The organism is Nocardia sp. NPDC050713 (assembly GCF_040654315.1).
Classification (GTDB): Bacteria; Actinomycetota; Actinomycetes; order Mycobacteriales; family Mycobacteriaceae; genus Nocardia.
Genome location: NZ_JBFAHS010000005.1, coordinates 77,002 through 103,541, shown reverse-complemented (window position 1 = coordinate 103,541; position 26,540 = coordinate 77,002). Strand labels below are relative to the sequence as shown.

25 protein-coding genes are annotated in these 26,540 nt (G+C 69.9%); 10 read left to right on the top strand and 15 right to left on the bottom strand.

Annotated elements, in window-relative coordinates:
- Positions 1–21 precede the first annotated feature (21 nt).
- A complete protein-coding gene (locus tag AB0H49_RS11895) occupies positions 22–666 on the top strand; it encodes a DUF2461 domain-containing protein (protein WP_355002031.1) in 645 nt (214 codons plus the stop codon).
- Between the two features lie 110 nt (positions 667–776).
- On the opposite strand, the gene egtD is transcribed toward AB0H49_RS11895, so the two are convergent.
- The 4 genes from egtD to egtA all read right to left on the bottom strand — a co-directional run bounded on the left by egtD (position 777) and on the right by egtA (position 5,314).
- Positions 777–1,748 (bottom strand): L-histidine N(alpha)-methyltransferase, encoded by a 972-nt coding sequence (gene egtD, locus AB0H49_RS11890; RefSeq protein WP_357250287.1) that lies wholly within the window; start codon positions 1,746–1,748, stop codon positions 777–779.
- Complete coding sequence (gene egtC, locus AB0H49_RS11885; protein ID WP_355002033.1) at positions 1,745–2,581, bottom strand: ergothioneine biosynthesis protein EgtC; 837 nt, start codon at positions 2,579–2,581, stop codon at positions 1,745–1,747. The genes egtD and egtC overlap by 4 nt, the downstream gene beginning before the upstream one ends.
- A complete protein-coding gene (gene egtB / locus AB0H49_RS11880) occupies positions 2,581–3,918 on the bottom strand; it encodes an ergothioneine biosynthesis protein EgtB (protein WP_355002034.1) in 1,338 nt (445 codons plus the stop codon). The genes egtC and egtB overlap by 1 nt, the downstream gene beginning before the upstream one ends.
- An 85-nt stretch (positions 3,919–4,003) precedes the next feature.
- Positions 4,004–5,314: an ergothioneine biosynthesis glutamate--cysteine ligase EgtA gene (gene egtA, locus AB0H49_RS11875; RefSeq protein ID WP_357250284.1), complete on the bottom strand. Its 1,311-nt coding sequence runs from the start codon at positions 5,312–5,314 to the stop codon at positions 4,004–4,006.
- A gap of 239 nt (positions 5,315–5,553) precedes the next feature.
- On the opposite strand from egtA, the gene AB0H49_RS11870 reads away from it, so the two are divergent.
- Positions 5,554–6,732, top strand: a complete 1,179-nt coding sequence (locus AB0H49_RS11870; RefSeq protein WP_355002036.1) for an aminotransferase class V-fold PLP-dependent enzyme — start codon at positions 5,554–5,556, stop codon at positions 6,730–6,732.
- Entirely contained in the window at positions 6,732–7,649 is a 918-nt protein-coding gene (locus tag AB0H49_RS11865) for a ribonuclease Z (RefSeq protein WP_355002037.1), read from the top strand. Before AB0H49_RS11870 ends, AB0H49_RS11865 begins: the two co-directional genes overlap by 1 nt.
- 49 nt (positions 7,650–7,698) lie before the next feature.
- Here the strand turns inward: AB0H49_RS11865 and AB0H49_RS11860 are convergent, their stop codons facing one another.
- On the bottom strand, positions 7,699–8,253 hold the full coding sequence (locus tag AB0H49_RS11860; RefSeq protein ID WP_357250281.1) for a TetR/AcrR family transcriptional regulator: 555 nt from the start codon (positions 8,251–8,253) through the stop codon (positions 7,699–7,701).
- 104 nt (positions 8,254–8,357) lie between these two features.
- Here AB0H49_RS11860 and AB0H49_RS11855 point away from each other — a divergent pair, with 104 nt between their 5' ends.
- Both AB0H49_RS11855 and AB0H49_RS11850 read left to right on the top strand, forming a co-directional pair.
- The gene (locus AB0H49_RS11855) at positions 8,358–9,068 is read left to right on the top strand and encodes a lysophospholipid acyltransferase family protein (protein ID WP_355002040.1); all 711 of its coding nucleotides are present in this window, start codon (positions 8,358–8,360) and stop codon (positions 9,066–9,068) included.
- A gap of 206 nt (positions 9,069–9,274) precedes the next feature.
- Complete coding sequence (locus AB0H49_RS11850; RefSeq protein WP_357250278.1) at positions 9,275–10,921, top strand: fatty acyl-AMP ligase; 1,647 nt, start codon at positions 9,275–9,277, stop codon at positions 10,919–10,921.
- 151 nt (positions 10,922–11,072) lie between these two features.
- On the opposite strand, the gene pth is transcribed toward AB0H49_RS11850, so the two are convergent.
- Entirely contained in the window at positions 11,073–11,654 is a 582-nt protein-coding gene (pth, locus tag AB0H49_RS11845; protein ID WP_355002042.1) for an aminoacyl-tRNA hydrolase, read from the bottom strand.
- Positions 11,655–11,677: 23 nt separating this feature from the next.
- Complete coding sequence (locus tag AB0H49_RS11840; protein ID WP_355002043.1) at positions 11,678–12,274, bottom strand: 50S ribosomal protein L25/general stress protein Ctc; 597 nt, start codon at positions 12,272–12,274, stop codon at positions 11,678–11,680.
- 310 nt (positions 12,275–12,584) lie between these two features.
- On the opposite strand from AB0H49_RS11840, the gene AB0H49_RS11835 reads away from it, so the two are divergent.
- A complete protein-coding gene (locus tag AB0H49_RS11835) occupies positions 12,585–14,228 on the top strand; it encodes a peptide chain release factor 3 (protein WP_355002044.1) in 1,644 nt (547 codons plus the stop codon).
- A gap of 69 nt (positions 14,229–14,297) precedes the next feature.
- Here the strand turns inward: AB0H49_RS11835 and AB0H49_RS11830 are convergent, their stop codons facing one another.
- The 4 genes from AB0H49_RS11830 to AB0H49_RS11815 form a co-directional block, all read right to left on the bottom strand.
- Positions 14,298–14,726 (bottom strand): SgcJ/EcaC family oxidoreductase, encoded by a 429-nt coding sequence (locus tag AB0H49_RS11830; RefSeq protein WP_357250273.1) that lies wholly within the window; start codon positions 14,724–14,726, stop codon positions 14,298–14,300.
- Between the two features lie 98 nt (positions 14,727–14,824).
- On the bottom strand, positions 14,825–15,784 hold the full coding sequence (locus AB0H49_RS11825) for a sigma-70 family RNA polymerase sigma factor (RefSeq protein ID WP_357250270.1): 960 nt from the start codon (positions 15,782–15,784) through the stop codon (positions 14,825–14,827).
- Positions 15,781–16,308, bottom strand: a complete 528-nt coding sequence (locus AB0H49_RS11820; protein ID WP_355002223.1) for a nuclear transport factor 2 family protein — start codon at positions 16,306–16,308, stop codon at positions 15,781–15,783. The genes AB0H49_RS11825 and AB0H49_RS11820 overlap by 4 nt, the downstream gene beginning before the upstream one ends.
- 273 nt (positions 16,309–16,581) lie before the next feature.
- Entirely contained in the window at positions 16,582–17,457 is an 876-nt protein-coding gene (locus AB0H49_RS11815) for an Abi-alpha family protein (RefSeq protein ID WP_355002047.1), read from the bottom strand.
- A 405-nt stretch (positions 17,458–17,862) separates the two neighbouring features.
- Between AB0H49_RS11815 and AB0H49_RS11810 the strand changes: the two genes are divergently transcribed.
- Positions 17,863–19,137 carry a hypothetical protein gene (locus tag AB0H49_RS11810; protein WP_355002048.1) on the top strand — a complete coding sequence of 425 codons (1,275 nt, stop codon included), beginning with the start codon at positions 17,863–17,865 and terminating at the stop codon, positions 19,135–19,137.
- Positions 19,128–20,048: an Abi-alpha family protein gene (locus tag AB0H49_RS11805; protein WP_357250267.1), complete on the top strand. Its 921-nt coding sequence runs from the start codon at positions 19,128–19,130 to the stop codon at positions 20,046–20,048. Before AB0H49_RS11810 ends, AB0H49_RS11805 begins: the two co-directional genes overlap by 10 nt.
- Before the next feature lie 102 nt (positions 20,049–20,150).
- Here the strand turns inward: AB0H49_RS11805 and AB0H49_RS11800 are convergent, their stop codons facing one another.
- Together AB0H49_RS11800 and AB0H49_RS11795 are read right to left on the bottom strand one after the other, a co-directional pair.
- Complete coding sequence (locus tag AB0H49_RS11800; protein ID WP_357250264.1) at positions 20,151–21,941, bottom strand: ABC-F family ATP-binding cassette domain-containing protein; 1,791 nt, start codon at positions 21,939–21,941, stop codon at positions 20,151–20,153.
- A gap of 95 nt (positions 21,942–22,036) precedes the next feature.
- Positions 22,037–22,972, bottom strand: coding sequence for a 4-(cytidine 5'-diphospho)-2-C-methyl-D-erythritol kinase (locus AB0H49_RS11795; protein ID WP_355002051.1), 936 nt, complete (start codon positions 22,970–22,972; stop codon positions 22,037–22,039).
- Positions 22,973–23,181: 209 nt separating this feature from the next.
- Here AB0H49_RS11795 and AB0H49_RS11790 point away from each other — a divergent pair, with 209 nt between their 5' ends.
- Positions 23,182–23,388 (top strand): copper ion binding protein, encoded by a 207-nt coding sequence (locus AB0H49_RS11790; RefSeq protein WP_067784434.1) that lies wholly within the window; start codon positions 23,182–23,184, stop codon positions 23,386–23,388.
- Positions 23,388–24,248 (top strand): hypothetical protein, encoded by an 861-nt coding sequence (locus tag AB0H49_RS11785; RefSeq protein ID WP_357250260.1) that lies wholly within the window; start codon positions 23,388–23,390, stop codon positions 24,246–24,248. Before AB0H49_RS11790 ends, AB0H49_RS11785 begins: the two co-directional genes overlap by 1 nt.
- A 190-nt stretch (positions 24,249–24,438) precedes the next feature.
- On the opposite strand, the gene rsmA is transcribed toward AB0H49_RS11785, so the two are convergent.
- Together rsmA and AB0H49_RS11775 are read right to left on the bottom strand one after the other, a co-directional pair.
- On the bottom strand, positions 24,439–25,320 hold the full coding sequence (gene rsmA, locus AB0H49_RS11780; RefSeq protein ID WP_357250257.1) for a 16S rRNA (adenine(1518)-N(6)/adenine(1519)-N(6))-dimethyltransferase RsmA: 882 nt from the start codon (positions 25,318–25,320) through the stop codon (positions 24,439–24,441).
- A 62-nt stretch (positions 25,321–25,382) separates the two neighbouring features.
- A complete protein-coding gene (locus AB0H49_RS11775) occupies positions 25,383–26,510 on the bottom strand; it encodes a transglycosylase family protein (protein WP_355002054.1) in 1,128 nt (375 codons plus the stop codon).
- Positions 26,511–26,540 lie beyond the last annotated feature (30 nt).

Genomic DNA, 26,540 nt, shown 5'->3' with positions numbered 1-26,540 from the left:
GCCCGCCGTAAGTTCTCGGTCATGAGTGGTTTCGGTGGATTTCCGTTGGCCGGACTCGATTTCTACGAGGACTTGGAGGCCGACAACTCCAAGGCGTTCTGGAACGCGCACAAGTCGGTGTACGAGGACGCGGTGAAAGCGCCGATGGTCGCGCTGACCGCGGAGCTGGAAGCCGACTTCGGCACCGCGAAGATCTTCCGTCCCTATCGCGACGTGCGCTTCGCCAAGGACAAGTCCCCGTACAAGACGGCGCAGGGCGCGGTGGTCGGCACCGCGCCGGGCGTCGGCTGGTACGTGCAGATCAGCGCCGCCGGGCTGTTCGTCGGCGGCGGCTTCTACTCCGGGACACCCGCCCAGGTCGCCCAGCTGCGCGCCACGATCGATGACGACGTGCGCGGCCCGGAGCTCGAGAAGATCCTCGCGAAGCTGACCAAGGCGGGGTTCACCATCGGCGGCGACAAGCTGAAGACCAAGCCCAAGGGCTACGAGGCCGACCACCCGCGCATCGACTTGCTACGACACAAATCCCTGACCGCGAGCCGCCAGTTCGGTGCGCCCGAATGGCTGGAGACGCCACGCGCCGCCAAGGAGGTCCGCAAGGCCTGGGAGACGATGCGCCCGTTCATCGATCGACTGACCTCGATCGTCGGACCGGCCAACGCGTAGGTGGAGTCCTGCACCGCCGAGCGCGGTACGACGCTCACCGCCCGGCAGACGTGCAGTCGGCACTGCCGGGCGAGGCACGGCGCGAGGAGGCCTTCGAGGACCTCCCACCGCTAGATCCGCGCGGCGAGCACCAAGGCGAAGCGATCGTCGTCGTCGGTCCACACCCGCTCGGTGCGGAAACCAGCGGCGGCGAGTTCGTCATCCAGCCCGTCGACGCGGAACTTCGCGGAGATCTCCGTGCGCAACTGCTCGCCGCGCGCGAAGTGCACCGTGAGGTCGAGGTCGGCGACGGTGACCGTCATGTCCTCGGTCGCCGCGAGGCGCATCTCGATCCACTCGCGCTCGGCGTCCCACAGCGCGACGTGCGCGAACTTCTCCGGATCGAAGTCGGCCCGCAGGCGGTGGTTGAGCACGTGCAGGACGTTCCGGTTGAACTCCGCGGTGACCCCGGCCGCGTCGTCGTAGGCGGGGACGAGCACGTCCGGATCGATGACCAGCCCGGCGCCGAGCAACAGCCGCTCGCCCGGCTCGAGCACCTCCCGGATGCCCGCGAGGAATTCGGCGCGCTCGTCGGGCACCAGATTGCCGATGGTGCCGCCGAGGAAGGCGATCATCCGGCGGCCGCCGCGCGGGAGGTTCCGCAGAGTGTCGGTGAAATCGCTGACCACGCCGTGCACGCCGAGCGCGGGGAACTCCGCGGCGACCTGCTCGGCCGCCGCCCGCAGCGCCGCCGACGAGACGTCCTGCGGCACATAGGTCTTCAGCGGACCTTCGGCGGTCAGCGCGGAGAGCAGCAGGCGGGTCTTGTGCGCCGAGCCCGCGCCGAGTTCGACGAGGACCTCGGCTTGCGCGATCCGCGCGATCTCGCCGACCACCCGTTCCAGCAGGGCGCGTTCGGTGCGCGTCGGGTAGTACTCGGGCAGTTCGGTGATGCGCTCGAACAATTCGCTGCCACGGGCGTCGTAGAACCACTTGGGCGGCAACCACTTCGGGTCGGCGGTGAGCCCGCGCCTGGCGTCGGTCCGCAGTGCCGTCGTGAGATCCTCGTCGGAGAGATGGACTTCCAGCGTCGGTGCGGTCATGGAGTGGACCTTTCGGTATCGGGCGGGATCAGCTCCTCGATCGAGAGCACCCCGGGCCTGGCGATCACCAGCTTCCGGTCGGGAATCGGCTGCCAGCGCGGATCGTCGTCGTACGGTTCTGAGGAGAGGATGGCGACATCGTCGGTGACGAGCGCGGACAGCGCGTGGTGCACCGTGGTGGCCCACACCTGTTCGCCGTCGCCGATCAGCAGGTTGAGCCGGGCCGTCGGCATGTGCCGGAGCACGGCGTCGACAAGCAGACGCAACGCGGTCGCCGGGGTTTTCGCGTAGTCGGCGGATTCGGTGGAGCGCAACAGGTCTCGCAGCAGCACCCACAGGGCCGCGGAGTCGGTCGCCGCTTCGGCCTCGAGCAGCCGGGCGGTCTCGAAGAGGCGGGTCGCGCCCGCGCGGGTCGCGGCCACGTCGAGGTCCGAGGTGACCGCGGTGAGCACCCGTCGCCACTCCGGTATCGCGCCGTTGTGGCTGAAGGCCCAGCGTCCATCGATGAAGGGCGCGCACGCGGCCCGTTCGACGGGCATCCCGACGGTGGCCGAGCGGATCGAGCCGAGCACCGCGCCCGAAACCAGCTGGGGCAGCACCTCTTCCACCGCCGGATCGGTCCAGATGGGGTCGGGATTGCGATAGCGGCTCACCTCGGGCGCGCCGCCCGCGCCGTTTCGCCACCACGCGACACCGAAACCGTCGGCGTTGATGGTGCCGCCGCCGCGCATCTCCTTCGGCGCCCACGCCTGCGTGCGCAGGGAATGCGTTCCGCGCGTCAACAATTCGCCGACCGCCGCCGGCGGGCCGACGTAACCCAGGTGCCGGCACATCAGATTTCGTCCCGCCCCAGGTCGCGGGCGAGGCGGAAACCGGAGAAGATCTGGCGGCGGATCGGGTGGTCCCAGTTGCGGAAGGTGCCGCGGCAGGCCACCGGATCGGTGCCGAACGAACCTCCGCGCAGCACGCGATAGTCACCGCCGAAGAACACCTCGGAGTACTCCTTATACGGGAACGCGCGGAAGCCGGGGTAAGCCTCGAAGCCCGACGACGTCCACTCCCAGACATCGCCGATCAGCTGGTGCACACCCGCGGGCGACGCGCCCGCCGGGTACGCGCCGACCTCGGCCGGTTCGAGATGGCGTTGTCCGAGATTGGCTGTGGCGGAGTCGGGTTCGGCATCGCCCCACGGGTAGCGGCGTTCGGCGCCGGTGTCCGGGTCGTACCGTGCGGCCTTCTCCCACTCGGCTTCGGTGGGCAGTCGCTTGCCCGCCCAGTTGGCGTAGGCCTCGGCCTCGAACCAGCAGACGTGCAGCACCGGCTGGCGCGGACGCAGCGGGGTCATCACGCCGAAGACCCGCCGCCACCAGTGTCCGGCCGGATCGCGGTCCCAGAACTGCGGCGCCACCAGCCCCGCTGCGGTGCGGTGCGCCCAGCCGCGCTCGGACCACAGTTCGGGGCGTTCGTAGCCGCCGTCCTCGACGAAGGCCAGGTACTGCTCGTTGGTGACCGGCGCGGCGTCGATCGCGAAGGCGGGCAGATGAACCCGGTGCGCGGGGCGTTCGTTGTCCAGCGCCCACGGATCGGTGGAAGTGCCCATGGTGAACTCGCCCGCCGGGATGATCACCTCGCCGGAGGCCGGGATCGCCGCGGCGGGCGCGCTCGGCGCGGCGAGCACCGCGGCGCCTGTGCGCAACTGGTGGGTGGCCAGCATGGTCTCGTCGTGCTGCTGCTCGTGCTGGGCGATCATGCCGAACGCGAAACCGCCGTCTACCAAGGGGTTTCCGCGCAACGCGCTGCTGTCGAGCACGTCGAGCACCTTGTCGCGAACGGTGCCGACGTAGCCGCGCGCCTCGGTGGGATCGAGCAGCGGCAGCCCGGGGCGATTGGACCGCGCGTGTTTGAAGGCGTCGTAGAGTTCATCGATGTCGGCTCGGACGGGATCGCGTCCGCCCACGTCGCGCACCAGCCACAACTCCTCCTGGTTGCCGATGTGCGCGAGGTCCCAGACCAGCGGGCTCATCAGACGGGAATGCTGGGCGACGAGTTCGGCCTCGTCCACGACGTCGGTCAGGCCGTGCGTCCTGGTGCGCGCGGTGGTGAGCACCTCGGCGATCCGCTCACGGAGTCGCTCGGTGCCGGAATGGTCGGTGGGGGCGAAAGTTGTCACGGTAACGCTCTCCGGGCGGTAGTCGTGCGGCGGGACGTGCCGCGTCCTCGTCGAATGATGCTGTGCGCGTGTCTGATTCGCGCTGTCACGACGCGGCCTCCACCCGGGTGTCGGCTGGAGTGCGGCCGCCGCGACATCGTTGCGAAGCGTCGTCCAATTCGCGGGCCGCCGACGGCGTGCGGGCGTGCGCGGCGGCGAGGTCGAGCAGGTCGACGGCGGCCTTCCTGATCTCCGTGTCCACGAGGCCGTAGCGGGCCGCCTGCAACCACCGGCCCGCGACGGGCGCGGCGAGCGTGGTCGCCTCGGCGACCACGGCGGGCGCGGACAGCAGCGCTTCGAACGCGTGGACCGGGACCGTCCAGGTGTCGCCCGGCTGCGCGTCCAGATAGCGGACCTCCAGGTGGCCCGAGGCTCTGACCTGCGGGAACAGGGTCGTCAGGTGGTAGTCGAGGTCGGCGGTGTCGGGGCGGCGGCCGATCTCGTCGTCCAGCGCGCCGGACAGCCAGTCGGCGAAGGTCGCGCCCGGCGGGGCCGTCCACCCGGCGCCATTGCCGTCCGAGGGCGCGTCCGGTCTTCGGACGCACAGCAGCGGCACGTCCAGCGCCCAGCGGGCGTAGGCGGTCACCGGGTCGGACCATTCCTGCACCGGCGGGCGGGTCCTTGCGTTGTCCAGGCGCAGCCAGGCGCGCATCCGCTGGGAGGCCCACGCGCCTTCGGGCGCGCCGCGGAGCGCGGGCGAACAGGCGAAGGCGGCGACCAGGGCCGGACCCATGGCGTACAACGCGGTCCACCTGGCGGTGACCTCGGCGCGGTCGGCGCCCGCGTCGACGCTGACCTGGGTGGCCGCGGTATTGCACATCATCAGCTTGCCGAAGGGGCCGATTCCGCCGAAGGACTGCTCCATGGCGCGGTAGCGGGGCAACTGCAACACCCGCTTCGGGCGGCGGTCGGCATCGGCGGAGAGGGAAAGTGTTCGGATGCACCGGGTTTCGAGCAGCTCGCGCAGCAGGCGGGCGTCGCCGATCAGACGCTCGCACAGCTCGGCGGCGGTGGCATACGGTGCGCTGGAGAGTTCGATCTGACCGCCGGGTTCGAGGGTGACCCGGCTGCCCCCTGGCAACGGAAGCGCCGGAGAATCGGGGGCGATGGACCGCGGTGCGTGCGGTCCGAGCGCGGCTGCGAAGGCAGACAGCTGCGGGCGGGGGGCCGCGGCGGACCCGGACGCCGAACACTCACCCTGCACGGTGAGCCACTCGAGCTCGGCGCCGATCAGCGTCGGTGGCCCCAGCTTGAAGCAGACGCCGCCGACGTAGGCCTCGGCGACCGCGCGCGAGGACAGCTCGCCGGGCTCGATGGCTTGCCTGGCCGATTCCGGATGTTCGAGCGTGATCGCCATGCCAACCTCCACCTGAGTTCGTGCGCGGGGCCGGACATCCGTCCGAACACCATGATCGTTGTTCGTGTCGCTGTCTCCGCGCCCGAACACCGATCCGAACGCGCTCTCACCGTGGTTCCGTTCAAACCAGGGTAGCCACGGATACCGACAAATATCCGTCCAGCAGTCGAACAGACGGTCCGACCTGGGGCGCTGCCGAGCGCCTGCGCGGGGTCTTCGGTACCGATAATGTCGTCGGCATGCTGGACGAGACGCGGGTACGCGAAGACACACCGGGCTGCCGGTCCGATTCCGGGCTGGTCTTCCTCGACAGCGCGGGTTCCTCGCTCCCGCCCGAGATCGTTCTGGACACCGTCGTCGACCACCTGCGCAGGGAGGCCGAGATCGGCGGCTACCGCGCCGCCAACGAACGCCTCGACGACCTCGCCGCGGTCAAGACCGCGATCGGCGCGCTGATCAACGCCGACCCGAGCGCCATCGCCCTCAGCGACAGCGCGACGCGCTCCTGGGCCGACTTCTTCTATTCCGTCCCGCTCGGACCGGGCGACCGCGTGCTCATCTCGGGTTCGGACTACGCCAGCAACGCCATCGCGGCGATCCAGCGGGCCCGCGCGGTCGGCGCCACGGTCGAGCAGATCCCCAACGACGGCAGCGGACAGCTCGATCTGGACGCGATGGCCGAGATGGTCGACGAACGGGTCGAGCTGGTGTCGGTGTTGCACGCGCCGACCAACGGCGGGCTGGTGAATCCAGCCGCCGAGGCGACCAGAATCGCGCACTCGGTGGGAGCGCTGGTGTTGCTCGACGCCTGCCAGTCGGCGGGCCAGATCCCGATCGACGTGGCCGAGCTCGGCGTCGACGCGCTCTCGGTCACCGGGCGCAAGTGGCTGCGCGGGCCGCGCGGCACCGGATTCCTCTATGTGCGACCGGAATTGGCCGCCACGATGGAACCGCAGCGACTGGACCTGCACAGCGCGGAGTGGACCGGTCCCGAGGAGTACCGGCTCGCGCCGGACGCCAGCCGCTTCGAGTTCTGGGAGTGCGACGTGGCCGCTCGGCTCGGGCTCGGCGCGGCCGTTCGATACCTGCTCGACCTCGGGCCGGAGGATGTCTACGCGGCGATCGGCGCGCGGGCGGAGTACCTGCGCAAGGCGCTGCCCGAGATCGACGGAGTCACCGTGCGCGACAATGGCGTTCGGCACAGCGGCATCGTCTCGTTCACGGTCGACGGCGTGTCCCCCGCCGAGGTGCGCGACCGGCTCGCGGCCCAGAACATCACGGTGACGGTCAGTCACGCCAGTTCCACCCTGCTGGACATGACCGCGCGCGGGCTGGACTCGGTGGTGCGCGCGTCGCCGCACTGCTTCGTCTCCTTCGAGGAACTCGACCGGTTCGTGGCCGCCGTCGCCGCCCTCTGATGTCGCAGCGCGAGCTCGTCGTCCTCGGCACCGCCAGTCAGGTGCCGACCAAACACCGCAACCACAACGGTTATCTGCTGCGCTGGGGTGCGGAGGGTGTGCTGTTCGATCCCGGCGAGGGGACCCAGCGGCAGATGGCGTTCGCCGGGCTGGCGGCGGGCGACATCACGCGCATCGCGGTCACGCACTTCCACGGCGACCACTGCCTCGGGCTGCCCGGCATCGTGCAGCGGATCAATCTCGATCGGGTCGCGCACCCCGTGGACGTGTACTACCCCGCGTCCGGCGAGGTGTATTTCGAGCGGTTGTGCAATGCGACGGCGTTCTACCGGACCGTCGAGCTGCGGGCGCGGCCGATCGCGGGGCCCGGTGCGTTGCCCGCGCCCGACGCGCCGTTCGGGATCGAAGCGGTGCCGCTGTCGCATCCGGTCGAGGCGTTCGGCTACCGGCTGACCGAGCCTTCCGGGCATCGGATGCTGCCGGAGCGGCTGCGTGCCCGCGGCGTGCGCGGACCTGATGTCGGTCGGCTGCAACGCGAGGGTTCACTCGTCGTCGACGGCGTGACCGTCACGGTCGACGAAGTCAGCGAACCACGGCCAGGCCAGAGTTTCGCCTTCGTCATGGACACCCGCCTGTGCGCGGGCGTGCACCAATTGGCTTCCGGCGTGGACGTTCTGGTGATCGAGGCGACCTTCCTCGACGCCGACGCCCACCTCGCCGACGAATACGGCCACCTCACCGCGGGCCAAGCCGCCCGCGTCGCCGCCGAAGCCGGCGCCCACACCCTCGTCCTCACCCACTTCTCCCAGCGCTACCGCACCCTCGACGGCCACCGCGCCGAAGCCGAGAAGTATTTCACCGGCGAGCTTTTCATCGCCGAAGACCTCGCCCGCATCCCCTTCCCCCCGCGCCGCTGATCCACGAACAGATCGTCGGCGAACTCGGCCACCGTCGCGCGGAAGGCGTTCAGAGAAGGTGTAATTCGAGGATTTGGTCGACGAGGGTCGGGTCGTCGGCGGTGGGGGCGATGAGGGTGAGGCTCTGGTTGGCGCGGAGGGTGGCGAGGCCGTGTAGGGCGGTCCAGAGGAGGAGGGGGCGGTCGGGGGCCGTGGGGCTTGCCTGGCTGACGAGGTCGGCGAAGCGGTCGAAGAGCGGGAGGGTGGTGGCGCGGAGGTTGGCGCCGGAGCCCTCGAGCAGGTCGTGGCGGAACATGAGGGTGAACATCTGCGGGCGGGTGGCCGCGAAGTCGACATAGCCGATCGCCATGCGGCGCAGGCGATCTCGGGACGGGGCGCCCGCGTCGTCGGTCGCGGCGAAGCGCGCGGCGAGATCGGCGAAGCCGCGCGCCGCGATGGCCGCGAGCAGCGCCTTGTGGGTGGGGAAATGCCGACGCGGCGCGCCGTGCGAGACGCCCGCGGCGCGAGTGATCGCGCGCAGCCCGAGTCGATCCGGACCTTCCTGTTCCAGCAGTTCGACGCCGACGGCGATCAGTCGTTCGCTCAGGGGTTCGTTCCCGGTCACGCAGACATTGTGCACGTCGGTCCGTCGGCCGACGAACGCCGGGTAGACAATGTCTACGCACTCCGGTAGACATTGTCTACACGTTTGTCGACGGAAGGTTCCCCGTGTGGTATCGCCTGTTCAAGCACGTCCTGCTCGGTCCGCTGCTGCGGATCATCGGCCGACCCGAGGTGGTCGGCCTGGAGCACGTGCCGCGCAGCGGGCCGGTGATCATCGCCGCCAACCACCTGGCCGTGATCGACTCGCTGTACCTGGCGCTCGTCCTGCCGCGCCGGGTCACCTTCCTGGCCAAGCAGGAGTACTTCACGGGCACCGGGTGGAAGGGGCGCTTCAACCGGTGGTTCTTCTCCGCCGCGGGCCAAGTGCCGGTCGACCGGACCGGCGGCACCGCGGCCGCTGACGCCTTGGCGGCCGCGACCCGAATCCTGGAGGCGGGCGGCGTCTGGGCAATCCACCCGGAGGGCACCCGATCGCCGGACGGCCGGGTCTATCGCGGGCGCACCGGCGCGCTGCGGGTCGCCATCGCGACCGGCGCCCCGGTGGTCCCCGTGGTGCTGTCCGGGACCGACCGGGTCAATCCGCGGGGCAGCCGGATGTGGCGATTCGCCAAGGTGCGCGTCCACTTCGGCGCGCCGCGCTACTACCCGCCCGCCGAGGCGCGGGCGGACGCGCGCACCGAGACCGACGCGCTGATGCGGGAGCTGGCGCGGCGATCCGGTCGGCAGTACGTCGACTCCTATGCGGCCACGTTCCACGGCACGACCGCGCGCCGGTCGTCCGCACGAGCGGACCTGAGGTCTCGCGACCACCACTGATGCGCCGCTAGGTCAGCGCTCGCGACCCCGCTGAGGCATCGACGTCACGGCGATCCGCCGGAATCACCGTCGCGCGGGCATGAGTACCGCCGTGCCTGCCACGGCAGGGGGATGAACCACCGCCGAGGGGTTAACGTCGCGGCGATTCGGCGGGATAGTGGGAGGAGGCCGGATGCTCGGTCGAGCTGTGACGAGGAGATCGACAAATGAGCAGGTTCACCGATGAGATGTACGCGACGGGGCGGTCCTCCGGACGCGGCCTGGTGACCGGGGAGCCGGGTGCTCCGCTGCGGCAGACCTGGAGCGAGGTCCATCGAATCGCGCGCCGGATGGCGGGCGGACTCGCGGAGGCGGGCATCGATTACGGCGACGCGGTGGGCGTGCTCGCGGGCATGCCGGTCGACATCGCACCGGCGTGCCAGGCGATCTGGATGCGCGGCGCGTCCATCACCATGCTGCACCAGCCGACTCCGCGCACCGACCTCGCGGTGTGGGCCCGCGACACCGAGACCGTGCTCGGCATGATCGAGGCGCGCGCGGTGGTGCTCGGCGCGCCGTTCGAGGCGGCGGAACCGCTGCTGCGCGAGCGCGGCATCACCGTCGTGCGGATCGACCAGTTGGCGGAGGGTCCCGAGATCGAACCGGTGCCGACCACCGAATCCGATGTGGCCCTTCAGCAATTGACCTCCGGCTCCACCGGATCGCCGAAGGCGGTGCGGATCACGCACGGCAACTTCTACGTCAACGCCTACGCGATGTTCGATCGGGTGAAGTTCCAGCTCGACAACGATGTGATGATCAGCTGGCTGCCGCTGTTCCACGACATGGGCATGGTCGGATTCCTCAGCGTCCCGATGCAATTCGGTGCCGAGGTGGTGTGCGTGACGCCGCTCGACTTCCTGACGCGGCCGCTGCTGTGGGCCGAGCTGATCGACAAGTACCGCGGAACCGTCACCGCCGCACCGAATTTCGCGTATTCGCTGCTGGCCCGCAGGCTGCGGCAGGCCGAGGACGGCGCGCTCGACCTGAGCAGCGTCCGGTACATGTGGAACGGCGCCGAACCGGTTGACCCCGACACCATGGACGCGCTGGCCGAGGCCGGAAAGCGCTTCGGGCTCAACCCGATGGCGCTCACCCCCGTATACGGCATGGCCGAGACGACGCTGGCCGTTTCCGTCCCGGACCCCGGCCTCGGCCAAGTGCTCGACGTCATCGACGCCGATCTGCTGGAGGCGCTCGGCAAGGCGGTTCCGGTGCCGGAGCAGCACATCGGCCATGCCAACGTGCGCCGCCTGCCGACCCTCGGCTACCTGGTCGATCACCTGGAGGGCCGGGTGGTGGACGGGGAACGCCAACCGCTGCCGACCCGCTCGGTCGGCGTCATCGAATTGCGTGGTCCCGCGGTGACTTCCGGATACGTGACGGTCGACGGCTTCCGTCCGGCCCAGGACGCGGACGGCTGGCTCGACACCGGCGATATCGGTTACTTCACCGAAGACGGCCTGGTGGTGGTCTGCGGCCGCAAGAAGGACGTCATCATCATGGGCGGGCGCAATATCTTCCCGACCGACATCGAGCGCGCCGCCATGCGGGTGCCTGGCGTGCGCCCCGGCAATGCGGTCGCGGTCCGGCTGGACGCGGGACAGAAGCGCGAGAGTTTCGCCGTGGTCGTCGAATCCAACGACCACCAGAATCCGGCCGAGGTCAAGCGCATCGAGCACGACATCGTGCACGCGGTCTTCTCCGAGGTCGGCGTCCGCCCGCGCACGGTGGCCGTACTCGGCCCCGGCGCCCTGCCGAAGACCTCGTCGGGCAAACTGCGCCGCTCCGCCACGGCGATTCATTTGCACTGAACGCGCCAGAGACACCCTCTCGTGCCTCGGTCGGAGGTCGACGCCGCGGATCTTCCGAATCAGCACCGAGCCCGGCACGCCACTCAGCTGCACGCGGTGTGGCACGGCGGTTCCGCACGATCGCGGGCAGCGACCAGGAAAGCCCTGTGCCTCAGTGCAATTGGTTCTGCGCCGTCTCCAGCCCGACGCGCAGCAACAGCTCGACCGCGTCGGCGGCCTGCTCGACGATCACCGGCACTTCCTTGCGCTCGGGCGCCGAGAACGGCTTGAGCACGAAATCGGCCGGGTCCTGCCTGCCGGGCGGCCGCCCGATGCCGATCCGGGTGCGCACGTAATCCTTGGTGGTCAGCGCGCTGGAGATGGATCGGAGGCCGTTGTGACCACCCTCCCCGCCGCCGCGCTTGAGCTTGACCGCGCCGAAGGGCAGATCCAGTTCGTCGTGCACGACGATCACCTCGGTGGGCGGCACCGAGAAGAACCTGGCGAGCGCGGCCACCGGCCTGCCGGAGAGATTCATGTAGGACCGCGGCTTGGCGATCAGGACCTGGCGACCGTCGAGGCGGGCCTGCAGCAGGTCGGCTCCGGACTTCTTGTGCACGGCGAAACGGCCGCCGACGCGCTCGGCGAGCACGTCGGCGACCAGGAAACCGACATTGTGCCGGGTGCGCTCGTACTCCGGACCCGGATTGCCAAGTCCGATGACGAGCGCGGGCCCGGTCGTGGATTCGGTCATCTACGAACCGGTTCCGGGCGTCCTTACTCGGCGCTCTCGGCCTCGGCTTCGCCCTCGCCGGCCTCCGGCTCGGCGGCGGGCGCGGCGATCACGTTGACGACCAGGGTCTCGGCGTCGGCGGCCAGGGCGACACCGGAGGGCAGCTGGATCTCGCCCGCGGTGATCTGGGTGCCCGCCTCGACGCCCTCGACGGAGACCTCGATGGCCTCGGGCAGGTTCAGCGCCTCGGCCTCGATGGAGATGGTGGTGGCTTCCTGGGTGACCAGGGTGCCCGCGGCGGCGTCACCGGTGACGGTCACGGCGACGTCGGCGGTGACCTTCTCGCCACGCTTGACGATGAGCAGATCGGCGTGCTCGATGTAGCGGCGAATCGGGTGCACCACAACGGATTTGGTCAGCGCCAGCTGCTGCTTGCCGTCGATGACGAGGTTCAGCACCGCGTTGGTGCCGTGCTCGCGCAGGATGGCGGCGAAGGCCTGGGCGTTGAGGGCGAGGTGCTGCGGGTCGGCCTGGTGGCCGTACAGCACGGCGGGGACATTGCCCGCACGACGGGTGCGACGCGCGGCTCCCTTGCCGAACTCGGTGCGTACGGCGGCTTCGAGAAGGTTGACGTCGGACATGACTGGATCTACTCCTACGGCTCTTCCGGGCTGTCAAAGGTGCCCGCCAGGGAGGGTGGCGCCCTGGGCTGGGGTTCTGGTCTACTCGTCGGGGCGAAGACCGAACGAGGACGGCCGGAAGCCGCGCCGCGTCGATCACGGTGTCGCAAAAACGTCTGCGGACACCCTCGCCGAGACAACCCGAACACCATACCCCAGCTCACGTGCGGCAGATGAATCGGGTGGTCAGACGCGGTTCGGCGGGTCGCAACCCTGGTCGCGTAATCTGGACCGGTTGTCTATTCGCCGAGCCTGCGAAAGGTTGCTCACGTTGACCGCCCCTGAGGACGTCGTCGCGCCCACCCCGCGCGGACTGCCCGCCGAGGTCGCCCGGCGCCGCACTTTCGCCGTGATCTCCCACCCGGACGCGGGCAAATCGACGCTCACCGAGGCGCTGGCGCTGCACGCCAGGATGATTTCCGAGGCTGGCGCGATCCACGGCAAGGCGGGCCGCAAGTCGACGGTCTCCGACTGGATGGAGATGGAGAAGGCGCGCGGCATCTCGGTCAGCTCCACCGCGTTGCAGTTCAACTACCGCGCCGCGGGCTCCGATGTCGACAGCGTCATCAACCTGGTCGACACCCCCGGCCACTCCGACTTCTCCGAGGACACCTACCGGGTGCTCACGGCGGTGGACGCGGCCGTGATGCTCATCGACGCCGCCAAGGGCCTCGAGCCGCAGACGCTGAAGTTGTTCCAGGTCTGCCGCCACCGCGGCATCCCGGTGATCACCGTGATCAACAAGTGGGACCGGCCCGGCCGCGCGCCGCTCGAGCTGCTCGACGAGATCGAGGAGCGCATCGGCCTCACCCCCACGCCGCTGTTCCTTCCGGTCGGCATCGCCGGTGACTTCCGTGGTCTGCTGCGCCGCGGCGCCGACGGCGCGGCGCTCGAATACATCCACTTCACCCGCACCGCGGGCGGCGCGACGATCGCGCCGGAGGACTCGATCACCCCGGAGTCGGCCGAGGTCCGCGAGGGCGAGGCGTGGACGACGGCGGTCGAGGAGAGCGAACTGCTCTCCGCCACCGGACAGGACCACGATCAGGAGCTGTTCCTCGCCGGGCAGACCTCGCCGGTCATCTACGCCTCCGCGATGCTGAACTTCGGCGTGCGCCAGCTGCTGGAGACGCTGGTGGCGCTGGCTCCCGCGCCCGGATCGCGCAAGGCCGTCGACGGCACGCCGCGCGCCACCACCGACCCGTTCAGCGCCGTGGTGTTCAAGGTGCAGGCGGGCATGGACACCGCGCACCGGGACCGGCTGGCGTTCATGCGGATCGTGTCGGGCGAGTTCGAGCGCGGCATGGTCGTGACGCACGCGCAGACCGGGCGACCGTTCGCCACCAAGTACGCGCTGACCGTGTTCGGTCGTGAGCGCGCCACCGTCGACACCGCCTACCCCGGCGACGTGGTCGGCCTGGTGAACGCGACCGCGTTGGCGCCCGGACACACCCTCTTCGTGGACAAGAAGGTGGAGTTCCCGCCGATCCCGTCCTTCGCGCCGGAGCACTTCGCGGTGCTGCGCGCGCGGACCGCTGGCAAGTACAAGCAGTTCCGCAAGGCCATCGACCAGCTCGATTCCGAGGGCGTGGTGCAGGTACTGCGCAACGACATCCGCGGTGACGCCGCCCCCGTGCTCGCGGCCGTCGGCCCGATGCAGTTCGAGGTGGTCACCGCGCGCATGCTCGCGGAGTTCAACGTCGAGACGAACATGGAGCACCTCGGCTACTCGCTGGCCAGGCGCACCGACGCCGCCTCGGCGGAGGAACTCGGCCGTCAGCGCGGCGTCGAGGTGTTCACCCGCAGCGACGGCGCGCTGCTCGCCCTGTTCAGCGACAAGTGGCGGTTGCAGTACATCGAGAAGGAACACCCGAAGCTGACGCTGGAACCGCTGGTCGCCGCCGCCGACAACTGACGGCGGCGCCCGCTTCAAGTGGAACCGCCCAGACCTGCTCGCGTAGCGATCCCGGTGCGGCGCAAGGATTTACGCTTCGGCGGCGGCCGGCGCGCCGATCGGCAGCGGGAACGAATGGTGTTCGTGGGTGACCTGCCAGCGGCCGCCGGACTCGCGCAGGCCGATGGTCAGCCGTAACCGGTTGGCCGGGTCGACGCGGAACTCCTCGGGCTTGCCACAGCGCAGCAGCGCGTACGCGAACGCCACGTCGCTGCCCGCGGTGACGTCCAGCGACACGATCTCGAACACCGCGCCCTCGGCGAGCCACCGGAAGAACGGCGGCCAGGTCTCCCGATAAGCGTCGATGCCGCGCACGCCGTCGTTCGGCGGGGGCACGTCGTACATGACGATGTCATCGGCGTGGTCGGCGAGCACTCCGGCGAGATCGCCCGCGCGCACGGCGGCGGCCCATCGTTCGATCAGCTCGCGAATCCGCGTTTCGTCGTCCATGGTCGGCATTCCCTTCGGTACGGCCGCCGGGTGCGGCGGCGTGCGGGTCCATCCCGTCGTCCGTACAACCCGGGCGCCGCGCCGAACTCATCGGTGCGCGCGAAAGTTCAAGGCAGTTCGACCGGCAGGCCGAAAGACGGGAAGAGCCCGGGCTCGAGGAACGAGACCACCTCCGCGATCCGGCCCTCGCGCACCGCGACCACGTCCAGCGCCATCGCCGCGAACACCGCGCGCTGCTCCTCCCAGAGATAGGTGCCGAACGCGAGCTGGCCGTTGGCGGAGGCGAGCACAAAACGCCAGCGGTACCGCAGCGGACCGTCGAGCAGGAACCCGCGAATGGCGGCCTGCCCGGCGTACCACTCGGGCAGCGGCGGCATGGAGTACTTCGCGTCCGCGCTGAGCAACGCGACGATCGCCGTGACGTCGCCCGACTCCCACGCGGCGGCGTATCGCACGGCCAAGTCGCGGATCTCGTGGTCGGCCATGGTGTGCAGCGCGCGCTGCTGAGACTGCGCGGGCAGCCGCGCCTCGACCCCGGCCCGCGCGCGCTGCAACGCGCTGTTGGCCGAAGCCACGCTGATCTCCAGCAGTTCGGCGGTCTCGCGGGCGGAGAAACCGAGCACGTCGCGCAGCACCAGCGCGGCCCGCTGGAGCCCGGGCAGATATTGCAGTGCGGCGACGAACGCCAGCTCCACCGCCTCGCGCGCCTCGTATCTGGCCTCGGGCGCCCTGCCGCGCACATCGGCATCGGGATAGGGCTCCAGCCAGGCGATATCGGTCAACGGCGCGCCGGGGCTCAGGTCCACCGGCAGTTCGCGGCGGCGACGAGTCTCGAGCAGAGTCAGGCAGCGGTTGGTGGCGATCCGGTAGAGCCAAGGCCGCAGCCCGGCGGGGTCGGTCAGCTTGTCGAGGTTGCGCCAGGCTCGCACCAGCGACTCCTGCACCGCGTCGTCGGCGTCGTGCACCGAACCGAGCATGCGGTAGCAGTGCACGCGCAGCTCCGCGCGCAGCGGGGCGACCAGCCGTTCGAACTCCGCTTCGGCCGTCCGCACGGAACCCGCCGTCATTCTTCTTCGGGTTCCCGCGGCGGCGGCCCGCTGCCCGGATCACGCTCCACCGGCGCGATGCCGTCTTCCCTGGCGATCAGACCCCAGCGGCTCGAGGTCAGGCGCAGGCTCGGCAGGTCGCTCAGCGAGACCACCACCTCGTAGGTGCGCTCGTACCCCGTGTGCGCGATCCGCCAGTGGCCGTCGTCGCAGCGCACGTAGCGGTCGGTGTAGAAGGCCGCGCCGCGCAGCAGCATGTTGTGCGCGGGGATCAGCACCGTGTCGGCGAGATACCAAGTGCCCGTTGCGGTGTCGCCGTCCACGTCGACCTCGGGATGGTCGCAGCGGTGCTCGGTGATGACGTGCGGGCCGAGCGTGTTGCGCATGAAGGCGAGGAAGGCGTCCCGCGATTCGAACTGGAGGTATTCGCTGTAGGTCGCGGTGGCCTCGGGAATCATGGTGTCGGCGAATTCTTCCCAGGACTTCGTGTCCAGCGCGCGCAGGTAGCGGAACTTCAGGCGGCTGATGGCCGCGACGTCGTCCATGCCCGGCCGATCGGCGGGCGGCCGGATGACGCGCCGCGGATCCAGGAGGTCACCCTCCTCCGCTTGCGCGCCGTTGCCCGGATCGGCGCGCTCGGCGGTCTGCTCCGTGCGCTCCGCGGTCTCCTCGGCCGCGTCGACGGTCGAGTCGCCGCGCCCCTGCTCGCCGCTTCCCTGATCCATACCTCAACAATCCCATCCGAAGCCGCCGAGCTTCACGGTTTGGGAGATCTGTATCAGATTGCTATCAACGGTCGGGCCTGCCGCCCGGGAAGATCAACTACCGATCGTAAAGCAGGTACGGCAGAAATCCTCGCCGAATTCGGTGAGCCGCAGACTCTTGCGCACGATTTTCGGCGCGCGACCGGCCTTCTTCAGCGCGGCCTCGACCACCGGCTGCACCTCGAGCACCATGTAGCGGCTGAGCACCACCGGATCGTCGGAGGTCAGCGTCAGGCCGAGCCGGTTGAGGTTGATCAGGTACGACCGCGCCCGGTCCGGATAGCGCACGCCGGCCTGCTCCGGCACCGAGGTCAGGTCGCCCTGGACGAGCTCGGAGCCGATGCCGAGCGGACGGTTGGTACGCACGTCCACCGCGGGCTGCGGCCCGTTCAGCGACATGAAGCGCAGGATGCGCGCCTCGTCGGGAGCCAGTTCGTCGAGGATCCGGTCGTAGGCCGGGTGCACGTCCTCGGTGAAGTAGACGTCGGCCGAACGCGCGAGCAGCGCGTCACCGCGGCGGCGCAGTTCCTCGGTGGTCGCCGAGCGCAGGTACGAACCCACCGCGATGGCCTGCTGTGGGCCGTTCGTGGGAGTCGGTACGTAACTGACGATTTCGCGCACCGAACCCTCGGTCACGCCGAGGGCGCTGCGCGCGATCGAACGCAGCGCGTTGCCGGTCCGCTCGGCGATCTCGGCCGAGGACTCGCCGTCCAGCGCGGCCTGGGCGATCTCCTTGGTGACCTCGTACGAGGTGTTCACCGCCCACTGGCCGCCGCGCACGGCGGTGCCCGCCGCCAGCCCGGCGGCTCGGAACACACCGCGGATCAGCCTCGCCTCGTTGCTGATCTGCCGCTGTTCGACATCCGAGCTGCGCTCTACCGCGCGGGAACCGGCCCGGGCCACGTCCTGTCCGGTCCTTTCGTCTGCCACGTCCTACTCCGAAGTGTCGCCAAGTGAACGAATCCGCCCACAGATTATTGCCCGATGGGCTTTCAGGTATAGCGAACCCCGACCGTTCGCGCGTCCCTGCCGACCCAACCGTTGGACCCGATCGCCAGCACCCCAGCATGTTTCATTCCGCGAAACGGATGTGGCGGACGCCATTCTCTCGCCCCGACCGAGACAATGCGGCATTCGAGGCACGTACTGTGACTGATGTCTCAGACACTACCGCGTCCTCCGGTGGACGCGGCGTCGCGTCTCACAATAGGGTCCAGCTGCCGACAGGGTGCTAGTTTGGGGTGCCGGTGAGGCGGCGATCACCGGTTTTTCGGCAGGAGGGTGTCGTTGTTAGAGAGTGTTTTCGGAGTTCACCCCACGATCCTCCTCGAGCTTTTGACCATTCCGCTTTTCACAGGAGTGATCGGCTATATCACCAACTGGACCGGCGTGCTCATGCTGTTCCAGCCCATCGCCTTTCACGGCGTCCGAGTACCCGGCCTCCGGGCGCTCTATCCTTTCCTGCCCAAGCGAATCCAGGTCCTCCCGCTGCTGAGCTACGACGGCAGGATGGGCTGGCAGGGCATCGTCCCCTCACGCGCCGACAAAATGGCCAGCATCGCCGTCGACAAAGGGCTCGCCAAGCTCGGAAGCGTCTCCGATTTCTATCGCGAGCTCGAACCCGACAAGCTCGCCGAACATTTGGCCAGCATCGCCGACGCGCAGATCACCGACATCGTCGAGGAGATCCTGCGCCGCGAGCACCCGCAGCTCTGGTACAACCTGCCCAGTCAGGTGCGCGACATGGTGCACGCGCGGGTGCGTCAGCAGCTGCCCGACATCCTGCGCGAACTGACCCAGGAACTCGGCGCGAACATCGATCAGTTGATCGACGTCAAGCAGATGGTGATCCGTTACTTCCAGGCCCGGCCGCATCTGCTCAACACGCTGTTCCAGGTGCTCGGCGCCAAAGAGCTTCGGTTCATGCAGAACTTCGGTTTCTACTTCGGCGCGCCGATGGGTGCGCTGCTCGTGCTCGTCCTGCACGTCACCGGGTGGTCGACCTGGGTGGTGCTGCCGATCGGCGGTGTGATCATCGGATGGGTGGTCAACTGGATCGGCATCAACATGATCTTCGCCCCGGCCTACCCGAAGTGGTGGTGCCCGTGGCGGCAGGGTTTGTTGATCAAGCGCCAGTCCGAGATCACCGACGGCTACGCCGAACTCGTGTCGAGCCAGGTGATGACGGTGGCCAACATCGGCGACGAACTGCTCAACGGTCCGCGTTCGGATCGCACCATGCAGATGCTGGAGGACACCCTGCGACCCGCCGCCGACCGGGCGCTCGGCCCGGCGCGGCCCGCGGTGAAATTCATGCTCGGCAGCCGCGAGTACGACTCGTTGCAGGCGACGCTGACCACCGAGGCGATGTCCATCGCGCCGATCGCGTTCGCCGATCCGGACTTCAACCTCCAGCAGGGCAAACAGATCAACGATTACATCGCCAAACAGATGTCCGCTCTGCAGCCTCCGGACTTCGTGGAAATGCTGCGCTCGGCCATCAAACAGGATGAATGGTTGCTTTTCGTCCATGGCGGCGCGCTGGGCCTCTTGGCCGGATACGCTCACATTCTGATCTTCGGAACGGGAGTGGCGACGACATGGGTATGACGGGCTCGGGCGAGAACAACGCGGGATCGGACGCCGACGCGGTCGGCGACGATATCCAGGCCACCGAGCATTCCGAGTCCGTCGCGCCGTCGACGGAACTCGCCCGGTGGCCGCTATCCGATATCGAACCCGTGGCCGAGAAGCCCGCCCGGCGGCGCGTGCCGACCCCGCGCCAGACCGTGCGCGCGGCGGGCGGGGTGGCCAAGGTCGCGTTCACGGCCGCGTCCGAGGTCACGGCATGGACCGTGGACACCGCGCTCGGCGTCACCGGAACCGTGGTCAAGGGCAGCATCGCCGGTGTGCCGCCGCGCGAGGTGCTCGCCGAGGCCGAAGCCGAGGTCCGCGACGCGGTGCGCCGGGCCCTCGGTCTGCCTCCCGCGACACCCGAACGCACCGACCCGGCCGTGCCCACGCTGCGCGAACAGGGCGCCGCACTACTACGCCTCTCGGCAAGCACGCACGCCGAAGCGTCCGAGATCCACCCGGCGTTCGCCGGAATGCTCGCCGAACTGACGCCCGACGAGGCGCGCATCCTGCGCTTCCTGCACGTGGACGGCCCGCAGCCGTCGATCGACATCCGCGTCGGACGGCCGAGGGCGCTCGGCGCGGAGCGCTACCTGTCCGGTCTCACGCTGATCGGCGACCAGGCGGGGCTGCGTTTCCCGAACCGGGTTCCGCAATACCTGACCAACCTGCGCAGGCTTGGGCTGATCGAATTCGCCAAGGAACCGGTCGACAACCCGAACCGCTACCAGTTGCTCGAAGCGCAGTCGCCGGTGCGAGAGTTGCTGAAGCGCTCCGGGTTCGGCACCAAGGTGCACTACCGCAGCATCGTGCTCACCACCTTCGGCGCGGACTTCGTCCAGACCTGCCTGCCGGTCGTCACCGAAGGCCGCGCCGAATCCAGCTGACCAACCTCGCCGCGCGGCTCAGGTGCCACACATCTCGCACACGCCTCACATAGGCATCGACTATGTGAGGCGCGCGAACGGTGTGTGGGACAGCCGCGGCGGTCAGACGCCTTCGGCGAGTTCGAGCCAGCGCTCCTCGGCGGTTTCCTTGTCGGCGAGGACTTGCTTGAGTTCGGCGCCGAGGGTGACGAGCTTGTCCGGTTCGGTGGCCGCGTCGGCGAGGGCGGCGTGCAGGCGCTCCTCGCGCTCGCTCAGCTTGTCGATGGCACGCTCGAGCTTGGCGAGTTCCTTGCGCGCCGCACGGTAGGCCGCGGAATCGGTGGCCGCGGCGGCGGGCTTGTCGGCGGACGCGCGGGCAGGCGCGGGTGCGCTCAGCGCGGCTCGCTTCTTCAGGTATTCCTCGATGCCGCCCGGCAGGTTGGTGAGTTTTCCGTCGCCGAACAGCGCCCAGGTGGAGTCGCAGATGCGTTCGATCAGGTAGCGGTCGTGGCTGATGACCACGAGGGTGCCCGCCCAGTTGTCCAGCAGGTCCTCGAGCTGTTGCAGGGTGTCGATGTCCAGGTCGTTGGTCGGCTCGTCGAGCAACAGGACGTTGGGCTCGGACATCAGGATGCGGGTGAGTTGCAGCCTGCGCCGCTCGCCGCCGGAGAGATCGCCGACCGGGGTGCGCTGGCGGGCCGGGGTGAAACCGAGCCGCTCGGCCAGCTGCCCGGCGGATATCTCCTTGTCGCCCAGCATGATTCGCTGCGCGACCTGCTGCACCGCTTCGAGCACGCGCATTTCGGTCGGCAGGTCGTCGAGTTCCTGGCGCAGCCAGCCGATCTGCACCGTCTGGCCCTGGACGCGCTTGCCCGCCGCGGGCTCGACGTCACCGGCCAGCGCGCGCAGCAGGGTGGTCTTGCCCGATCCATTGACGCCGACCAGGCCGACCCGCTCGCCCGGCGCGAGGCGCCAGGTCAGATCGCGCACGAGTTCGCGGTTGTCCGGCGTGGTGAGGGTGGTGTCCTCCAGCTCGATCACGACCCGTCCCAGCCGCTTCCTGGCGAACGCGGCCAGCGACACGCTGTCGCGCGGCGGCGGCACGTCGGCGATCAGCGCCTCGGCGGCCTCCACCCGGTAGCGCGGCTTGGACGTGCGCGCCTGCGGGCCGCGCCGCAGCCAGGCCAGTTCCTTGCGGGCCAGATTGCGTCGCCGCGCCTCGCTGGCGTCGGCCTGCCGCGCCCGTTCCGCGCGCGCGAAAATCCAGTCGCCGTAACCACCCTCGTAGCTCTCGACCTTGCCGCCGACGACCTCCCAGGTGTTGGTGGCGACGGTGTCGAGGAACCAGCGGTCGTGGGTGACGACGACCAGGGCGGAGCGGCGGCTCAGCAGGTGCTCGGCCAGCCACTGCACGCCCTCGACGTCGAGGTGGTTGGTCGGCTCGTCGAGGACGAGCAGGTCGAGTTCGCGCACCAGCGCCGCGGCCAGCGCGACGCGGCGGCGCTCACCGCCGGACAGGTTCGTCACCGGGGTGTCCATGCCGAGGCCCTGGATGCCGATGCCGTCCAGGACGGAGCGGATCCGCGGGTTCGCCGCCCATTCGTGTTCGGCGACGCCGTCGGTCATCTGGTCGTCGGCCAGACCGGCGAGCACCACTTCGCCGATGGTCGCGCCCTCGGGCAGCGTGCCGCGCTGGGTCACCACGGCGAGGCGCAACCCGCCGAGCCTGCTGACCCGGCCGCTGTCGGGCTCCTCGATGCCGGTGAGCACCTCGAGCAACGTGGTCTTGCCGCCGCCGTTCAGACCGACGACACCGATGCGTTCGCCCGCGTGCACGCCGAGCGAGACGTTGTCCAGGAGGGGCTTGATCCCGAAGCTCTTGGAGACCTGCTCGAGGTTGATCAGGTTGGACATGGACGCTGCTAGCCCGCCTCTCCGGGTGATTTACCGACCGTACGAGCCTACTCACCCGGCATCGCGCGCCCGCGCGCGCGTCGGCGGCGATGCGATCAGCGCTTGCCCGAGGTGTCGGTGTCGAGGATGCGCGCGCCGGGCACCGGTCCGCTCGCGGTGCGAACACTGCGAGCGACGCCCGCCCCCGCCAGCTCAGCGGCGACCGCGACGGCCGCGTCTTCGCTCTCGCAGAGGAACGCGCAGGTGGGCCCGGAGCCGGACACCAGTCCCGCGAGCGCGCCCGCGCCGACTCCCGCGCGCAAGGTTCGCCGCAGCTCCGGCTTCAGCGAGACCGCGGCCGCCTGTAGGTCGTTGCCGAGCAGCGGGGCGAGCTGATGCGGGTCGCCGGAGGCCAGCGCCTGCATCAGCCGCTGAGGTTCGCCGAGCCGCGGCGGGTCGCCGTGCTCGCGGAGCCGGTCCAGCTCGGCGAAGACCGAGGGCGTCGAAAGCCCGCCCTTGGCGAGCGCGAGCACCCAGTGAAACGTATTGCGGGACAACACGGGAAGTAGCCGTTCGCCGCGACCGGTGCCGAGCGCGGTGCCGCCGTGCAGCGCGAAAGGGACGTCGCTGCCGAGTTCCGCTGCGACCGAGGCCAATTCGTCGCGGGACAGGCCGATGTCCCAGAGTTCGTTCAGGCCGACCAGCGCGGCGGCCGCGTCCGCGCTGCCGCCCGCCATGCCGCCCGCGACCGGAATGCCCTTGCTGATGGTGATTTCCACCAGCGGCGCCCGGCCCGCGAGATGCGCGAGGCGCACGGCGGCCTTCCACACCAAGTTGTTGCGATCGGTGGGCACCTCGGCCGCGCCCTCGCCGGTCACCCGGACGGTCAGCGCGGCCGAGGGCGCCAGCTCGATGTCGTCGCTGAGCGAGAGCGCCTGGAAGACCGTGGTCAGGTCGTGGTACCCGTCCGCGCGCAGGTCGCCGACGCCGAGGTGCAGATTCACCTTCGACGGCGCGCGCACGGTGACGGGACTGGGCACAACTGACAACACGGTGTTCAAGCCTAGTGGGTGGGTCCGACAACCGCGGGGCTCGATATCCGCCATTCACCCGCTGTGATCCGTTCGGTCACAACAGCGCTGCGTGCGGTTACCACGGCGCCGCGCCGTTGGCCACTTGCGTCCATATACCCATGGGGGGTATATTCACATTCGTCGGATACCCCGGCACCGTACGATCGCAGCGACCGAAGGAGTTGGAGATGGCTACCACCACTTACACCGTCAAGGGAATGACCTGCGGGCACTGCGTCAGCTCGGTGAAGACGGAGATCGGCAAGATCGACGGTGTCACCAGCGTCGACGTCGACCTGGCGACCGGGGCCGTTCGGGTGGACAGCGCCGCGCCGCTCGCCGAGGCCGACGTCGTCGCCGCCGTCGACGAGGCGGGGTACGAGGTAGCTGTCTGATGCGGGATCGGCTGCGGTTCGCCGCGTTCGGTGGCGGGCTCGTCGTGCTGCTCGGAGCCGCGCTCGGCATCGGCGCCCTGGTGGGCGATCCGGGCGGGCGGACCCGGGTCCTCGACACCGCACAACACCGGTCGACCGGGTTGTCGGACTCCGAGTCCGGCTATGTCCTGGCCGACCTGAGCGCGCCCACCTCGCCGAACCGCGCCGGTCCCCTGCGCTTTCGCATCACCGGTCCGGACGGCGCGCCGGTCACCCGGTTCGCCATCCGGCACGAGAAGCCGTTGCATCTCGTCGTCGCCCGCACGGACGCGGCCGAGTACCGGCACGCGCACCCGACGATGGCGGCCGACGGCACCTGGTCCGTCGACTGGACCTGGGCCGCGCCCGGTACCTATCGGGTGTTCGCCGACTTCGCGCCGGGCGACGGATCGGACGACCTGGTGCTGAGCGGCACCGTCACGGTCGCCGGAGACGTGACCGCCCGGCCGCTGCCGCCCGCCGCCGAGACCGCGTCGGTGGACGGTTACCAGGTCCGCTTGCAGGGCGATTCCGACGACCTGCGTTTCACCGTGACCCGCGACGGCCGCCCCGTCACCGATCTCGAGCCGTACCTCGGCGCCTACGCCCACCTGGTCGGCCTGCACTCACCATCGCTCGCCTATCTGCACGCGCACCCGCAGGGCGAGGTCGGCCGGACGAATCCGGGACCGGAGGTGTCGTTTCACGCCGAGCCGCCGATGCCGGGGGCCTACCGGTTGTATTTCGAGTTCGCCCACGGCGGTTCAGTGCACACGGCCGAGTTCACCCGCGAGTTCGTAGCGGTTTCCCAGCCGGACCATTCGGGCGGCCATCACCGCTAGTGCCGCACGCTGGCCGAACCGAGCTACACGAACCGACTCGGCGTGCGCCACGACGGTGCAGTCGCACTACCTGTGCGTGACGGCGGCCGCTAGCCCGGCGGGGCGAGCGAGGCCGCGGTGTCCAAAGTTCCGTGCGCGAGCGGAGTCGGCGCATGCCCTGGTGCAACGGGCCGCCACTGGTGCGGCGACGCTACCCCTGCGCGGCGAGCCGGACGAAGGCCGCGGTATCCAAGGTCTCCCCGCGCGCGGTCGGATCGATGCCCGCCGCGGTCAGTCGGCGCTCGGCCTCGGCGGGTGATCCCGCCCAGCCGGACAGCGCGGCGCGCAACGTCTTCCGGCGCTGGGCGAAGGCGGCGTCGACGACCTCGAAGACGCGGCGGCGGTGTTCGTCGTCCATGGACCACGGGGGCTCGGCGAAGCGCTGCACGCGCACCAACCCCGATTCCACGCGCGGCACCGGCCAGAACACCTGGGTGCCGACCGCGCCCGCGCGGCTCACCTTGCCGAAGAAACCGGCCTTCACACTGGGCACGCCGTAGACGCGGCTGCCGGGCTCGGCGGCCAGACGGTCGGCGACCTCCGCCTGCACCATCACCAAAGAGGTTGTGATGCTGGGCAATTCGGCGAGCAGGTGGAGCAGCACCGGCACCGCGACGTTGTACGGCAGGTTGGCGACCAGTGCCGTCGGGGCGGCGGGCAGGTCGGCGGCGGCGACCCGCAGCGCGTCGGCACGTACCACGCGCAGCCGGTCGGCCAGGTCCGGCGCACGGTCGGCGACCGTCACCGGGAGGTGCTCGGCGAGCACCGGATCGATCTCGACCGCGATCACCGAGTCCACCACGTCCAGCAGGGCGAGCGTCAGCGAGCCGAGGCCGGGTCCCACCTCGAGCACGGTGTCGGCGCGACCGACCCGCGCCGCCGCGACGATCCGGCGCACGGTGTTGGCGTCGTGGACGAAGTTCTGCCCGAGCTGCTTGGTCGGCCGCACACCGAACCGCTCGGCGAGGACCCGCACCTCGGCGGGCCCGAGCAGCGCGGCACTCCCCCTGGCGGAAACATCGGCATCGGACACGCGAAGAACCTACCAATCCGCCCCGCCCACCGGACCCACCCGGCCGCGCGACGATCCGAAAGTCAGCCGAGCCCGAGCCTGCTGGTGCACGCGGGCCAGGCGCCCCAGCCCTGCCGGGCCCTGGTCACCTCGGCGATGGCGATCTGCTCCTCACGGGTGGCCAGGTCGGCGCGCGGCGCGTAGCGCAGGCCGCCCTGCCGCTCCCAGGTGCTCTGGTCGAACTGGATGCCGCCGTAGTAGCCGTTGCCGGTGTTGATGGCCCAGTTGCCGTTGGACTCGCAGCGCGCGAGCGCGTCCCAGATCTGGCCGTCACGCACCGGCGGCACCTCGGTGCCCGGCTTGGTCCCCTTGCGCACGGTCTTGGGCTGGGCGGGCACGGAGACCACCGACTCGACCTGCTTGCGCTCGACTTCCTCGCCGTTGACCCTGGTCACCGCGAAGGTCACGTCGTGCACGCCCGGCACGCCGGGGTTCTCGACGACGGTGCGGCTCATGTTCATCTCGGGGTCTTCGATGACGTTCTCCGGCGGATCCAGCGGCAGCGTCTCGGTGTGGTGCTCGACGCGCTTGCGGGTCACCACGATTCGCAGGCCGTCGGTCAGCGGAGTGCTCGGCGCGGGCTCGACGGTGTCCTGCTCGATCAGCGGGATGCCAGCGACGGAGAGGAATTCGCCGACGGTCGGCGCGGCGAGCCGCACGTCGACCGCGTTGCCGATGCCGTCGAGCAGCGACACCGAGCGCGGGCTGGAGATGCGCAGCGCCGCGCCGTCCAGCGGCAGCCGCTCGTCGCGGGCGGGCCAGACGTAGGTGTCGGCGGGGAGATTCAGCTGGGCGAGCGCCTCGCCCGCGGTGAGGCCTGTGGTCCACACCGTCTCGGCCCTGCCGTCCACGGTCAGCGCCACCTGACGCGCCCGGTTCAGCACGATCGTCGCGCCATCGGTCACCGTGGAGCCGCGGCCCGGGCGGACCAGATCACGTTCGGTCAGGTCGAACCCGGCCGCCCGCAGCACGCCGTCGACGTTGCGGGACATGGTGCTCAGAATGGACCGTTCGCCGTCCACGACCACCGTCACCGTCTTGCGGTTCACGATCGCCAGCGAGGCGCCGACGATCAGCGTCAGCAGCAGCGCCGCGACGGCCGCGTACAGCAGTGGCGACCGCGACTGGTTGATCCTCGTGAAGGGCGACATGGTCACAGTACGATAACGAAGCGACCTTGC